Consider the following 14,186-nt stretch of genomic DNA (forward strand, 5'->3'; position numbering starts at 1 on the left):
TTTTTCAACTACTTCATTAGCAGCATCTTCGATATTGGCTTCAGCAGTCTCCTCAATAGCACCGTCCTTAATCATATCTTCAGTGACACCATCATATTTAAAGCATCTAATCTTCTTAAGACCAATGTCCATCAATTCAGGACGCTCTTCCTTACATCTGTCAAATCTCCAGTCACATCTGTCATAGTAAGGACAGCCTTTGACTATCTCCCCATGCAATGGCTGATGTCCCTTAATGACTTCAAATCCATTTGCAGGGAGTGCCTTGTAGAGGGCCTTTGTATATGGATGCAATAAGTTTTCCCCATCTCCTGAGAAGTCTTCCTTAAGTGCAATCTCAATTACATATCCTGAATAGAATATTCCTATCCTGTCTGCAACCTCTAATGCAGCATGAATATCGTGTGTTATTAAAAGAACACCTATTCCATCATCTTTCATATGCTTAAAGTGATTCAATGTCTCTTCTACAGTCTTCTCATCAAGTCCAGGAGTAGGCTCATCCGCTACAACAAGGTCAGGGTCTGCAAGAAGTGCAGTTGAAACTAGAACTCTCCTTGCCATTCCTCCAGACAATTGGAAAGGATACATCTCATCCACTTCAGGACCTAAATTATAATGTTCGAAAATTTCTCTTTGCTTTATTTTCTTTTCCTTTTTCTCCTCTTCGCTATCACAGTGCCCTATTGCAATATCTGATATCTTCATTAAGGGATCCAAGAAGTTAACAGACTGAGGCACAAGCACTATTCCTTTACCTCTGATTTCTTCCTTATCTGCTTGAGACAATTCCTTGCCTTTAAATTTGATTTTTCCATTAAGTCTTGCATTTTCAGGCAAAATTCCAAATATTGCATGGGCAAGCAAACTTTTTCCAGAACCGCTTGAACCTAATACTGCTAAAATTTCACCTTCAGATATATCTAATGTCAAATCAGTTATAACTTTTAAATCCCTTTGATTTAATCCCTTTGTGTATTGTATAAATGAAATTGAAACATTTTCAACATCCAATAATTTATCCATCAAACCACCTAATCATTTTTAAATGAAAGGCTCCATTCATTATAAAACTAAAATAAACTAAACCAAGCCTAATTCTGTATGAATTATGCAGAGATTGGTTTAATTCATTATAAAACTAAACTAAAACCTTTATCATATGATTTGTTTCATCATAGTCATCTTCTTCTATAGTTACAGTATAACCAAGAGAGTTCCAAAATGGCAAAGCCGCTTCCAGATATCTATGAGTGTTTAAATAAATTTCTTTATATCCTTCTTCCTTTGCAAACTCTTCTATTTTTTTAACAAGAATGCGTGCAAGTCCATTTCTTCGATACTGCTCATCTACCATCAGTCTCCAAATGCTTGCTGTATTCTCTTCATTGTATTGACCTTTAAAGAATTCATAATCCTTATCATATGCCCTAACACCTGCTGTTGCAACTATCTTATCCCCATCATATGCTGCAAAGAAGGCATTTCTTTTAGGCAATATGTAATAGTCTTTCAATCCATCAATATCATAATGAAATTCAGGCATTGGACCAATACCATATTCTATTTTTATTTGAGCATATAAAAACTCTTGAACAGACTTTATTTGAGACTCATCGTTTTCTATTTCTTTGATTTTTATATCCATACAATCTCCAAAACTTAAGAATTATTGTAATTATTATCTAAACTTGTAAAATTTATTAATTTTCTAAAACTTAAATAGATTTATTTATCCTCTAAAAAGACATTTATCTTTTTAAAAGAAATTAACCCCTAAAAAAGTTTGATAAGAGAAATTATAAAAATTTCTCTTAACTTTGTGCTGTTTCAGGATTGAGGAGCTTTTCAACATTCTCTCCAATAAGATCAAATAGCAATACAACTATCAGCAAGGATAGACCAGGGTAGAATGCCAACCACCAGTATCCAGCAGAAAGATAGTGCATTGATTCAGCTAATATAACTCCAATTGCAGGCTCATGAGGTGGCAGACCGAATCCTAAGAAAGTGATTGCTGCCTCGTGCATGATTGCATGAGGGAACATTAGGATTACTCCTACAATTATTTGAGAGATAATCAATGGGAAAATGTGCTTTATAGCTATCCAAACCTTATTCCTTCCAAGATTTTCAGATAATGCAATGTATTCCTTGGTCTTAATCTCCTTGACTTCAGACCTTAGAACCCTTGCAAGAGGTGTCCAGTGTGTAAGACCTACGCCCATGATTACACCCCATACTCCTCCACCAAACATTATTGAAACGATAATGATTAGAAGAATGTGTGGAATGGAACCGAAAAGGTCAATGATTCCAGCAACAGCCTCATCTGCAAACTTATTAAAGCTTGAGAACAATCCTAAGACAATTGAAATGATGGTACTGAGAACTGATGCGATGAAACCTACCATAATGCTTAATCCAAGACCGGCAATGGTTCTTTGGAACATGTCCCTTCCCATCCAATCTGTACCGAAAAGGTGTTCAAGGGAAGGCATCTGATTAGCTGAAGCGAAATTTGTAGGGATGTCCCTTATGAAATATCCGCATACGAAAATGCTTATGATAATCAATGCTGCAAGTCCAATAATTACAAGTGTCTTTGTCCTAAGATTTGCACGGTATATAAACCATTGCTCCTTATCATTAGTTTTCTTCTTAATCATTGAACTCATTCTCCTTAATTCTTGGATCTATGAAGTAATAAGAAATATCTGCAAGCAAGTTACCTACAAATACAAATATTGCACTTATGACCACAATTCCTAAAAATAGTGGAACGTCGTTTTGAAGACCCGCTGCAACTGCAGTCTGTCCTATTCCAGGGTATGAGAATACCTGTTCCACCATGACAGCCCCTCCGAAGAGCTCACTGAATGATAAGAATTGAAGTGTGATTGCCGGAAGCATAATATTTCTTAAACCATGATCCTTTATCAGTGCCCAGCCCTTTTCCCCTCTGGACTTTGCAAACAATACATAGTCAGAGGATAGGACCTGAACCAATTCATTTCGTGTATACATTGCAATAGGAGCAAGACCTACAAGGCTTAATGTCAGCGTAGGAAGAACCAGCCTGGTTGCCCACTCAATAAAGGTTGCATCCGTACTCCTTACTCCAATAGGAACTCCGAATCCTATTGGGAACCATCCCAGATAAACAGAGAATACCATCGATATAAGCATACCCACCCAAAAGGATGGAGCGGATTGGATGGCATAACAGTAGACCTTCACTGCCTTATCAATCCAGGAACCTTTGTTTTTACCGGCTACAACTCCTAAAGCAAAACCGATGATACCGCTTAAAATCCAGGATATTGTCATCAATGCAAGAGAAGCCATGAATTTGTCAATAATAACATCCATAACTGGTCTACGGTAGATTAAGGAAGTTCCCAGATTTCCTTGAAGCAAATCCATAAGCCAATGGAAAATCTTCTCAGGCAATGGAACATTGGTACCAAAGTATTGCTGTAAAATTGCTCTTTGAGCTTCAGTTACTGCAGCACCTTTTAAATAAGCATTAACTGGGTCAATAGGGGATAAATCTAATAATACAAAACTAAATATTGCAACTGCAATCATTAATACGACAAATCGTACTAATTTCCAACCAAAATATTTTGCTATTTTTTGTTTATTCATTGCAAATAAACCCCCATAATTTTTTAAATCATATAAATTCTTTAAATTTATGTTAAAAAATTATTTTAAATCCGAATTATGTAAATTACTTAAATTAAAGTGAAAATAATACTTTAAAAATTCTTAAAGTAAAAATAATAATTTAAAACTTATATTAATCCTTTAAATTAAAGTGTAAGAAATACTTAAATCTTATATTTATCCTTTAATTTAAAGCATGGAAATTACTTAAAATTAAAATTATAAATTTGTTTAAAATTAATATGACTAAAAGTCTTTTAAATTATTTTAATAAAAAGAATAGCTCTTTTTAAACTTTATACTAATAAAAAAAGAAAGAACTTCTTTAATTATTCAAATTATTCTTAAAAAAAAACTAAAAAAAGAATAAAACTAAATTAAAAAAAATAAAAAAAGGAAATGAAAGAATTATGCAGTTGAATTGGTTCTAGTCCAATCAACAACATTAATCAAGAAGTCATTTCCTAAACCGTCAGGTTGGTCACCCATATCAATATCTTCTTTTACGAAGTAGTTGTAGTTGTAGTTAGCAAGCCATACCCATGGAGCATCTCCAGCAGGTCCCCAGCCTCCGCCGTTTACAAGGGCAGATTGAGCCCATAAGGAGTCTGCTAGTTTGAAGTCATTGGAGTGCATTGCTTGTTCCATCAACATATCGGAAGCAGTATTGTTATATAAGTTAGGGTTCATATAGAAGTCATCAGCTTCCTTAGAGTGATATTGTTGATAGATGGATTTATATGGGTCCGGTGAGGTCTGTTGCATTACAGAAGCAGAGGAATACATGTTAGCATAGATGGTATCCCAGTCAGCACCTTGGAGGTTTACTTGAATGCCTAAGTCTTTAGCTTGTTCAGCAAATACTGTTGCTAAAGATTGTCTGTCAAGGTAATCAGGTGGGTAGTATAAGTCAAAGGATGCTTTTACGCCATCTTTTTCAACGATTCCGTCACCGTCTGTGTCTTCCCATCCTCCTTCTTTGAGGATTTGTTTAGCTTTTGCTACATCACCATCTTTTACTTTAGCGTTAGGGTTTGCAAAGCTTCTGGTATCTACGCTGGTATATTCAGGTGAAGCGTGACCAGAGAATACTTCTTCACAGATTTTATCACGGTTGACACCTATGTTCAATGCTTCTCTGATGGACTTGTCAGCAGTTACATTGTTACCGATCTTTGCACCTGCTGGGCTGGTTTTTCCAGTATCTTCAAGATATGGCAAGGAGATACCTTGTGCCCTACCTGCAGACTTTTCAACAAAGTTGTATCCGTCTACAGATTCGTTAAGTGCAGAGGTTGCAACAGGAGCAATGTCAACTTGACCGGATTTAGCTAACTCTAGCCAGGTAGCTTCTTCAGGGAATAACATGGTGATTTGAGTGAAGTAAGGTTTGTCACCATACCAGTTGTCATTTGCCTTAAAGATAGCTTGTTGACCTTTATCCCAGTGGTCCAATACATAAGGTCCGGTACCGATTGGGTGTTCGCCGTAGGTAGCGTTGTCATACTCTTCAGGTACGATACCTACATACCTTAAGTCATAGATGAATGTGGATCTTGGTTCTTCCAATTCAAATACGACAGTCTTGTCATCCTTAGCTGTAACTTTCTTAAGATTGGTTAAATCTAAATCAGTTTCAGTGTCTTTTGCAGTGTTGAATGTAAATGCTACGTCTTTTGCGTCAAAAGTGGAGTTATCTGAGAATTTGACGTCATCTCTAACCTTTACAGTCCATTTTAAACCGTCAGCACTAATTGAATAGTTGGTTGCAAGGTCTGGAACTATGTCTCCATTCTTGTCTGTCTTAAAGAGACAGCTTTGTACCAATGGGTTATAGTTCATGTGTCCGCAACCCCAACCTGTAAGCGGGTTGAAACCTGCTTCAGGTTCTGCCATATTGCTGTGTGTAGCTACTGTCAAGTGGGTCGGATCGCTATCGCTGCTTCCGCCGCCTCCAAATGCGAAAACGGCAATTCCAGCAATAACGAGAATAGCTACTGCAGCTATAATGATTGTTTTCTTATCCATAATTTTTCACCGTATAAAATTATACTATTAAAATAAAAAGTATTACTTTTTAGGGAGTAAACGATAAATTAGTAATACTTATTTCTATTATTTTAATACTATACATAATTAAGTAAATAAGTATATAAAAATATATTTATTACTCTTCAAATAAACTTGATTTTTACAATATTGTACAAAATAATCCCAATTAAATTTACAAAGTTAATATTTGATATAATTAAGTTAATAATTTATTCAAATAATTAAAAAAATAATTTACAGACTAACAATTATACTTTTTATCAAAAGTAATACAAGTATAAATATAAATATTATTAAATCCAAATATTCGACCATGTCCTTATCAATAGAACTGGAAAAATACCTGAAAGGCAATGGCGCAATAGAAGTAGGATATGCAGACATCACCAATTTCACTCCAAAGAAAGGATTGAACACAGGAGTAGTCTTTTTCATCACCTACCCTAAGGAAGTGATACGAAACATGGCGAATGCTCCAACATTAGAGTACCTTTATGAATTGATTGATCTAAACACCAGACTGGATGCCCTTGGAATGATCTGTGAGGAGTTTCTTATAAATAAAGGATATAAGGCATATGCACAGACAAAAAAGAGATTAGGAGGAAACTTTGGAGAGTTCAATTCATTTGAGCTTCCACATAAGACCATAGCTACAAGAGCAGGCATGGGATGGATTGGAAAGTCAGCACTCTTTACAACATTCAAGTACGGATCCGCTTTAAGATTATGCTCAGTGCTGACAGATGCCCCTTTAGAGATAGGAGAGCCAATAATTAAGTCCAGATGCGGAAAGTGCATGATATGTAAGGAGGCATGTCCTGGAGGAGCAATAAGCGGAAGAAACTGGGATTATACTCTTAAAAGAAATGATTTTTATGATGATAAGAAGTGTGAGAAGTATGCGCTTATAGTCTCTGAGGAGAATCTGGGAAAACCTGATACAGTCTGTGGCAAATGTATTTATGCCTGCCCTCATACTCAGAAGTATGTGAAAAGAACTTGATTTTAAGAAAATAGTTATTTTTTTATCTATTTAAAAAATTATTATTATTTTATCTAATTTTAAAAAAAAATAGTTATTACGCACTAGTCTTAAAAATAGAATCTAAATTAGTGCTTTTTGAAATTAAAAATTAAATTAAACTTGTTTTAAAAATAGCGTTTAAAGTGTTATTTTTGAATGTTAATATTTAAATGAAATTAAGTTGTTAGAAAAACCCTATTTTTATTTTATAACTTAATTGCATAAGTTAAGATACCTGCTTGTGGTGAAATCTTTAATTTTTGAATGAATTTTTCCATATGGACAGTTTCAAGCTCATCACCTTCATCCAAGGTAATGATAAAGCCCATTTTCATCCAAAACTGAAGAGCCCCCTCTAATGTCCTATGAGTATGCAAATAAATATTTTTATAGTCCCTGTCTTTTGCAAAGTTTTCAGCTACGCTAAACATTTTAGAAGCCAAACCGCAACGTCTGTATCTCCTATCGACAAAAAGTCTCCAAATGCTTGATGTAGTGTCATTGGAATATATGCCTTCAAATTTTTCAAAATTCTTATCATAAGCCCTCAGACCTATTGTAGCAATAATTTCACCGCTTTCGGAATAAGCAACGAAAAATGCATTGCGTTCTGGATTTATATAATAGTCCTCCATATTCACAATGTCCTGATGCCACTCTGGGACATAATCATAGCCAAATTCAAGTTTTATCATGTGAAATAAAAAGTTTTGAACATTTTTTATTTCCTCTGGGTCGTTTCCTAACTCTTTAATATTAACATTCATATTAACACTTCAAGGAAGTTATTATTTTTTCTAAGAAAAAAACATATTTAGTAATACTTTTATGCAATTTTTGATTACTAATAATATTGAAGTTTAAAATTATATTTAAAACTTATTATTTAATCCTAGGAGAAAGGCCCAATTTAAAATTTGGCTTTAAAAGTAATACTAAATGGCTAAAAAAGACCATAAAAGTAATAAAAAATTAAATAAAGAAGAGAAAAGTATTACAAAATAAAGTAAAATGATAAAAAAAGTAATACAAAATATGATTAGATAAAATAAAAAATTGGTAAAATAGAATTAAAAAAATAAGAATAATAAGAGAATAGAAAACAGATAAAAAAAATACTAAAAAAGATGTTAGTGTGAGATAATAAAAGAGGTTGAAATGAGTTAATGAGAAACATCTTTTTTAGAATAAAAATGAATTAAATCATTCAAATAAATAGATAAATGAATAAATAAAATTTAATAAAAGGATTGTTAAATCCTTTTTTGATAGAATATCTAAAGAGGAACGTCCTTTTTAGTAAAGTAAAGATAAGAAATGACTATTCCAACTATGAAAGTAGCAAAAACCAATCCATAAGGCAATAGCATATTTATTCCATATTCTGCTATCTCTCCAGATGCAATAAGATAAGGACATACCCAAGGGACATATGGAGCCCAGGTTTGTCCGTAAACAAGCATATTAACAAGAGTTAGACTAGCTCCGCCAACCATAGCAGGCACCATATTTGTAACAAACAATGAAATAAATACAAACGGAGAGAATGTCAAAAAGAGCAATAGATTTGCAAATAGAAGCTGTGCAAAGCTGTTAATTAGCAAGTTTACAGTAAATCCGCTTAGTCCTGCAGCAAAACCAAATATCATAGTTGATAGGCTTGTAATAACTGTTAGAATCAAAATCCAAATAAGGAACATGAGATATTTAGACATCAGGAACTTTCCCCTTGAAATTGGAATGGTAAGCATCATCTTTAAGGTATGTTCATTGTATTCCCTTCCAAAGAGATATGCCATAATGATTGCAAAGATAAGAACAGCAAACAATACAGACATATACATGTTTACATTGGTAAATAGAGCGTCAAAGGCCTGGACTTCATCAAAAGCAAATGTTGCTATGTACATCAGAAGGGCTGGAAGCACAGCCATAAGAACGCTTAATAAAAATATTTTTGATCTTTTTAATTTTAAAAATTCCATTTGAATAAAAGTAAGCATTAATAATCACCTAAAAAACATTAAAAAATTTTTTAAACATTTAAATTAACTAAAAACATTAATGATATTTTAAATCTTTAAATCACCTATAAAACACCTTTTTTTAAGCAGAAGAAACAATCCTTGTAAAAAACTCTTCCAAGTTCTCTTCACATAGATTTACCTTTCTAACATCGATTCCAGAGCTTACAAATAGCTTATTGAATTGGTCTCTTAAATCAAGATTGGTCAATAAATGGATGGTTCCTCCGATGGCATTTTCACTAGATTCAAAGCCATCTTCAGAATTCACATATCCATCAGACTCAAAAGATTTAAGAGAATTCATATCTTCAATATAATTGCCAATGTTTCTTGCAAATGTAAAGTCACCGTTTTCCTCAAATCCTGTGTCCTTTAGAAGATCAACAGCAAGGTCAATGTCTGAAACCTCAAACTCTACAAACTTATTCAGTCTTGTATGAAGCTCTTCTTTTGTTATCTCATCAATCAAACATCCTTCATCCATAAATCCTATGACATCTGCAATGTTTTCTATCTCGCTTAAGATATGGCTTGATATGAGAATGGTAACTCCATACTCCCTTGATAGCCTTTTAAGAAGGTCTCTTATCTCCTTGATACCGAATGGATCAAGACCGTTTATAGGCTCATCAAGAATGAGAAGCTCAGGGTTATGCATGATTGCAGCTGCAATTCCCAATCTCTGCTTCATCCCCAATGAATAGTCCTTGAATTTCTTTGTCTTCTCATGGTCAAGATTGACCATCTCAAGAACCATCTTAATGATTAGAGGATTATACTTGCCTCTCAGCTTAGAAACTATCTCCAGATTTTCATATGCAGTCAGATTCTCATAGAATCCAGGAGTCTCTATGATAGATCCTATGTTTGAATAGACTTCCTTGGAATGCTCCTTTGGATTCATTCCAAATAGAAGGATATCTCCATCACTTGGAGCAACCAGGTTTAAAAGCATGCACATGGTAGTGGTCTTGCCGGCTCCGTTTTTGCCTAAAAGACCATAGATCTTTCCCCTTTCAACATGCATATCAATAGAATCGACAACATATTTTTTTGAATACTTTTTTGATAGATTTGTTGTCTCTATAACGTAATCAGTCACAAAATCACCTTTAATAATAAAATAATAGTTAATGAGTTGACTCATTAAGCAAATAATAGTTAATTGTTAAAATCACCTAGTCAAGAAATGACTAATATCTTTAAATCACTTATTAGTCAAAAGAATGATTAATAAGTTCCTTTTAACAATTTAAACAATGAATAAAATATGCTAATAAAATATCTTTTTATTATTTCTTAATTTTGAAAATTATGTGCACAAAATAATCAAAGGAGGAAATAAAATATATGTAATTAATTTTTTACTTTTGTTAAAAATTCTTTACTTTTGTAAAAAATATCTTACATATGTAATAATTATTTTACATCATATATAAATCTTTTGCTAAACCTGACTGAAATTCAACATAGCCCTAAAAAAAACATGAGAAAATAAGCAAAAATCAATTCAAAAAAATAATCCAATATTTTAAATAGATATAAAACAATATTAATATAGGCTTAAAACAAAAAGGGATTAAAATATGAAGAATGAGAAAACAGAAAATGAAAATAATAAAAATACTTCCTCACCACTAGTCAAATACCTGTTCCAAACAAGATTTTTCCTTTTTGGATTAACTAAAAAGTCAAAGACAATAAAAAAGATATTTAACAAAGTCTTTTTTGAAGACAATGAACTTTTCATTCTTCCAAATAAAAGCACAGTGAACAAAAGCAACACCAAAATCACTGCAAACATTGAAATTAAGGAGAGCTTTCAAAAGGATGACTCTGAGTTTCTGCCAAGTGAAATCCTTAAGGAAATAATAAAAGAAGCAAATAATATCTTTATTATGAATAAATGCATTTGCAGAAGCTCTTCAAACTGCAAAGACTATCCCCACGACTTTGGATGTATCTTTTTAGGTCCTGCAAGCAAGAAAATATCTTCAAAATATGGCAAAGCAGCCACAGTCGAGGAAGCATTGGAACATGTTGATATGGCAGACAAGCTAGGATTAAGCCATTTGATTGGAAGAAATAAATTCGATAGCCTTTTGATGAATGTGGGACCAAAAGAGGAATTGCTTACAATTTGCCATTGCTGTCCATGCTGCTGCCTATGGAAAATCATTCCAGATTTGGATGATGAAATCAGCAATAAGATAAAAAGACTTGAAGATGTGGAAGTAAATGCATTAGATGACAAGTGCAAGATGTGTAAAAAATGTTTAGAGGAAAATGTCTGCATTTCTAATGCAATAAGTCTTGAAGATGATAAGATAACTATTGATTAAGGCAAATGTGTGGGCTGTGGCCATTGTGTTCAAGCATGCAAATTTGATGCAATCCGATTAAACTATAGCAGAAAATCTGTAGATTCTGTTATTAATAGAATTGAAGAATTAGTCGACTATAAAAATTAAATAAATAAAATAAAGATAGAATTAAAGAATTAGTCGACTATAAAAATTAAATAAATAAAATTAAGACAGAATTAAAGAATTAGTCGACTATAGAAATTAAAATAAAGAGTAAGATAGATTGAAGAATTAGTTACTATAAAAAATAATTAATAAAACTTATCTGATTTTCACTTATTAAAATTTAAAAAAATCCAAGATTTGAAATGAGAAAATAAAAAATAATTAATAATATAAAAAAATAAATATTATAATATTATGATTGTTTATAGAAAGTTTTTCTATAGAAAATCAGTTTAGAATTGCTTAAAAAAATTCTAATTTAACAATTTAAAAGACTTAAAAAGGAATCAAAATGTCATTTCAAGATAATAAAATGTTAATTATGCCTGCTGTAGACATTAGAGGTGGAAAATGCGTACAGCTAGTGCAAGGAAAACCTGGAAGCGAGCAAGTAGTCATAGAAAACCCAGAGAAGGTTGCTAAAAAATGGGAAGATGCAGGGGCTGAAGTGGTCCATGTAATCGACCTTGACGGAGCCCTTGAAAGCGTTACAAATATAGAAACAATCAAAAAGATACTGAATGAAGTTTCTGTTCCCATTCAGCTTGGAGGAGGCATAAGAAGCATAGAATATGCAGAGGAGCTATTGAATCTTGATATTGATAGATTGATAATAGGCACTATGGGAATAAAGAACCCTGAGATAATAAGCAAATTATCTAACGAGTATGGCAGCGAAAGGGTGATGATCTCTCTTGACAGCAAAGACAATAAGGTAGTCATAAAAGGCTGGCAGGAAAAGATAGACAAGTCTGCAAGTGAAATAAGCAAGGAGTTTCAAGAACTGGGAGCCGGAAGCATATTGTTTACAAATGTTGATGTTGAGGGCCTGCTTGGAGGATTCTATGTAGACCCAGTAATAGACCTTGTAGACTCTGTAGATATTCCAGTTGTCTATTCTGGAGGAGTGACAAGCCTAGATGACCTAAAACAATTGCAGACAACAGGTGCAAAAGGAGTTGTAATTGGTTCTGCATTGTATAAGGATAAAATAAAGCTAGAAGATGCTTTGAAATATCAAAACATTGAATAAAAGCAATGAAAAATAGAATAATTAGAATAATAACTAGAATTTAGATTATTAATATTATTAAAATTAAAATATTTGCTTTTAAACTTATTAAAATTATTATTTATTAAAATTAATTATTAAATTTATATTTATTATTTTATGGAGAAAAGAATATGAAAGTAATGGCAACAGGAGCATTTGACATATTGCATCCAGGACATGGATTGTATCTTGAAAAGGCAAAGGAATTAGGTGGAGAAGATGCAGTCCTTGCAGTTGTAATAGCTAGAGACTCAACAGTTAAAAAGAAAAAAAGAATTCCTGTTATTGATGAAAACCAAAGATTAGAAATGATCAAGTACCTAAAGCCAGTTGATGAGGCATATATAGGCCATGATGGAGACATGTTTGAAATCGTAGAGGAAATCAAGCCTGACATAATCGCAATCGGATTCGACCAAGGCCATGATGTAAACAAGCTTCAGGAAGAGCTGGATAAAAGGGGAATAAAGGCCAAGGCAATGAGGGTTGAAGCCCATAGGATTGCAGATTTGGACAGTACTTGTAAAATCATCAAGAAGATACGTAATTCAGACTTTGAAGAGGATTATGTAAACTGTGACTAGAAGAATAATAAACTAGAATTATAATCATATTTTGTAACAAGAAAAAAATTAAGGTGTAAACATGGTAAGTATAGCAATTGTAGGCGGAAGCGGATACACAGGAGGGGAATTAATCAGAATTCTTTCTGCTCACCCTGAAGCAGAGATAGTGGACATTACTTCAAGACAGTTTGAAGGAACTCCAGTCCACAAGGTCCATCCACATATCAGAGGAACAGATTTAGTATTTAGAAACAAGAAGCCAAGCGAATTGGATGCAGACATCATATTTACAGCAACTCCTCATGGAGCTTCTATGAAGATAGTACCTGATCTCATTGAAACCGGAGCTAAGGTCATTGACCTAAGCGGAGACTACAGATTCAATGACATTGACGTTTATGAAAAATGGTATGGAATCGAACATACCTCAGACCTAAAAGGAGTTTTCGGACTTCCAGAGATTCACAGGGAAGAAATCAAGAAAACCACACTCCTTGCAAACCCAGGATGCTTTGTAACTGGAGCTATCCTTTCAGGATACCCATTGTCAAAGGCAAAACTTGCAGAGAGAATGATATTCGATTCCAAGACTGGAGTAAGCGGAGCTGGAGTAAATCCAACAACTTCCACACACTATCCAAACATTGGAGACAATGTAAACCCATATAAGGTAACAAGCCATAGGCATATGCCTGAAATCCAACAGGAGCTTGGTGCGTTCTCTGATGTTAAGATATCATTCACTCCACATCTTGTGCCAGTGATAAGAGGAATATTGACCACAAATCACTGTTTCCTAGTTGACGGTGCAGACATCACAAGCGAAGAGGTATTGGATATCTATAAGGAAACCTATAAGGGAGAGCCATTCATACAGATTTTAGAGGATGGGGAGATTCCAAGACTCAGCAGCGTAAGAGGATCCAACTATGCTCAAATAGGATGCTTTGAAATTGATGAAACCGGCAGACTTGTCATCATTTCAGCCATTGACAACCTTGTCAAAGGGGCATCAGGCCAAGCGGTCCATAACATGAACATAATGTGCGGATTTGATGAGAAGACTGGATTGGACTTCTTTGGAATGCACCCATAATCAAGCCCAAAGAAGATTGACCTAGACTTCTTTGGAATGCACCCATAATCAAGCCCAAAACATATCCATAAAAATCTTTTTATAGAATAGCAATCATAATAATAAATAATTAAAGGGTAATTTATCAATTCAGCAATAAATAAAAAAGTTTTTTTAAACAG

General features: G+C 33.5%; 12 protein-coding genes and 2 pseudogenes. 6 read left to right on the forward strand and 8 right to left on the reverse strand.

Annotated elements, in window-relative coordinates; all coding sequences use genetic code 11:
* Window positions 1-90: 90 nt before the first annotated feature.
* The 5 genes and pseudogenes from MRU_RS08540 to MRU_RS08560 all read right to left on the reverse strand — a co-directional run.
* Window positions 91-1,026, reverse strand: a pseudogene (locus tag MRU_RS08540) (oligopeptide/dipeptide ABC transporter ATP-binding protein); the annotation flags it as partial.
* Window positions 1,027-1,141: 115 nt separating this feature from the next.
* Window positions 1,142-1,648, reverse strand: a complete 507-nt coding sequence (locus tag MRU_RS08545; RefSeq protein ID WP_012956505.1) for a GNAT family N-acetyltransferase — start codon at window positions 1,646-1,648, stop codon at window positions 1,142-1,144.
* A gap of 166 nt (window positions 1,649-1,814) precedes the next feature.
* Window positions 1,815-2,669: an ABC transporter permease gene (locus MRU_RS08550; protein WP_012956506.1), complete on the reverse strand. Its 855-nt coding sequence runs from the start codon at window positions 2,667-2,669 to the stop codon at window positions 1,815-1,817.
* Window positions 2,662-3,651 (reverse strand): ABC transporter permease, encoded by a 990-nt coding sequence (locus MRU_RS08555; RefSeq protein ID WP_012956507.1) that lies wholly within the window; start codon window positions 3,649-3,651, stop codon window positions 2,662-2,664. Before MRU_RS08555 ends, MRU_RS08550 begins: the two co-directional genes overlap by 8 nt.
* Window positions 3,652-4,080: 429 nt before the next feature.
* Complete coding sequence (locus tag MRU_RS08560; RefSeq protein ID WP_012956508.1) at window positions 4,081-5,700, reverse strand: ABC transporter substrate-binding protein; 1,620 nt, start codon at window positions 5,698-5,700, stop codon at window positions 4,081-4,083.
* Window positions 5,701-6,037: 337 nt separating this feature from the next.
* Between MRU_RS08560 and MRU_RS08565 the strand changes: the two genes are divergently transcribed.
* On the forward strand, window positions 6,038-6,730 hold the full coding sequence (locus MRU_RS08565) for a 4Fe-4S double cluster binding domain-containing protein (protein ID WP_012956509.1): 693 nt from the start codon (window positions 6,038-6,040) through the stop codon (window positions 6,728-6,730).
* A 227-nt stretch (window positions 6,731-6,957) separates the two neighbouring features.
* On the opposite strand, the gene MRU_RS08570 is transcribed toward MRU_RS08565, so the two are convergent.
* The 3 genes from MRU_RS08570 to MRU_RS08580 all read right to left on the reverse strand — a co-directional run bounded on the left by MRU_RS08570 (window position 6,958) and on the right by MRU_RS08580 (window position 9,880).
* A complete protein-coding gene (locus tag MRU_RS08570; RefSeq protein ID WP_012956510.1) occupies window positions 6,958-7,518 on the reverse strand; it encodes a GNAT family N-acetyltransferase in 561 nt (186 codons plus the stop codon).
* A gap of 510 nt (window positions 7,519-8,028) precedes the next feature.
* Window positions 8,029-8,754: an ABC transporter permease gene (locus tag MRU_RS08575; RefSeq protein WP_012956511.1), complete on the reverse strand. Its 726-nt coding sequence runs from the start codon at window positions 8,752-8,754 to the stop codon at window positions 8,029-8,031.
* A gap of 103 nt (window positions 8,755-8,857) precedes the next feature.
* Entirely contained in the window at window positions 8,858-9,880 is a 1,023-nt protein-coding gene (locus tag MRU_RS08580; protein ID WP_083777652.1) for an ABC transporter ATP-binding protein, read from the reverse strand.
* Between the two features lie 484 nt (window positions 9,881-10,364).
* On the opposite strand from MRU_RS08580, the gene MRU_RS08585 reads away from it, so the two are divergent.
* The 5 genes and pseudogenes from MRU_RS08585 to argC all read left to right on the forward strand — a co-directional run bounded on the left by MRU_RS08585 (window position 10,365) and on the right by argC (window position 14,025).
* The gene (locus MRU_RS08585; protein WP_012956513.1) at window positions 10,365-11,120 is read left to right on the forward strand and encodes a hypothetical protein; all 756 of its coding nucleotides are present in this window, start codon (window positions 10,365-10,367) and stop codon (window positions 11,118-11,120) included.
* Between the two features lie 3 nt (window positions 11,121-11,123).
* Window positions 11,124-11,249 (forward strand): annotated as a pseudogene (locus tag MRU_RS12085) (4Fe-4S binding protein); the annotation flags it as partial.
* Between the two features lie 352 nt (window positions 11,250-11,601).
* Window positions 11,602-12,342: a 1-(5-phosphoribosyl)-5-[(5-phosphoribosylamino)methylideneamino]imidazole-4-carboxamide isomerase gene (hisA, locus tag MRU_RS08590; RefSeq protein WP_012956515.1), complete on the forward strand. Its 741-nt coding sequence runs from the start codon at window positions 11,602-11,604 to the stop codon at window positions 12,340-12,342.
* Between the two features lie 152 nt (window positions 12,343-12,494).
* Window positions 12,495-12,947, forward strand: coding sequence for an adenylyltransferase/cytidyltransferase family protein (locus MRU_RS08595; protein ID WP_012956516.1), 453 nt, complete (start codon window positions 12,495-12,497; stop codon window positions 12,945-12,947).
* A 61-nt stretch (window positions 12,948-13,008) separates the two neighbouring features.
* Window positions 13,009-14,025 (forward strand): N-acetyl-gamma-glutamyl-phosphate reductase, encoded by a 1,017-nt coding sequence (gene argC, locus MRU_RS08600; protein WP_012956517.1) that lies wholly within the window; start codon window positions 13,009-13,011, stop codon window positions 14,023-14,025.
* The last annotated feature ends 161 nt before the right edge of the window (window positions 14,026-14,186 follow it).

It is taken from the genome of Methanobrevibacter ruminantium M1 (assembly GCF_000024185.1).
Taxonomy (GTDB): Archaea; Methanobacteriota; Methanobacteria; order Methanobacteriales; family Methanobacteriaceae; genus Methanobrevibacter; species Methanobrevibacter ruminantium.

Coding starts and splice junctions, on each gene's coding strand:
- MRU_RS08545 (WP_012956505.1), bottom strand. CDS start 1,648: ATGGATATAAAAATCAAAGAAATAGAAAACGATGAGTCTCAAATAAAG.
- MRU_RS08550 (WP_012956506.1), bottom strand. CDS start 2,669: ATGATTAAGAAGAAAACTAATGATAAGGAGCAATGGTTTATATACCGT.
- MRU_RS08555 (WP_012956507.1), bottom strand. CDS start 3,651: ATGAATAAACAAAAAATAGCAAAATATTTTGGTTGGAAATTAGTACGA.
- MRU_RS08560 (WP_012956508.1), bottom strand. CDS start 5,700: ATGGATAAGAAAACAATCATTATAGCTGCAGTAGCTATTCTCGTTATT.
- MRU_RS08565 (WP_012956509.1), top strand. CDS start 6,038: ATGTCCTTATCAATAGAACTGGAAAAATACCTGAAAGGCAATGGCGCA.
- MRU_RS08570 (WP_012956510.1), bottom strand. CDS start 7,518: ATGAATGTTAATATTAAAGAGTTAGGAAACGACCCAGAGGAAATAAAA.
- MRU_RS08575 (WP_012956511.1), bottom strand. CDS start 8,754: ATGCTTACTTTTATTCAAATGGAATTTTTAAAATTAAAAAGATCAAAA.
- MRU_RS08585 (WP_012956513.1), top strand. CDS start 10,365: ATGAAGAATGAGAAAACAGAAAATGAAAATAATAAAAATACTTCCTCA.
- hisA (WP_012956515.1), top strand. CDS start 11,602: ATGTCATTTCAAGATAATAAAATGTTAATTATGCCTGCTGTAGACATT.
- MRU_RS08595 (WP_012956516.1), top strand. CDS start 12,495: ATGAAAGTAATGGCAACAGGAGCATTTGACATATTGCATCCAGGACAT.
- argC (WP_012956517.1), top strand. CDS start 13,009: ATGGTAAGTATAGCAATTGTAGGCGGAAGCGGATACACAGGAGGGGAA.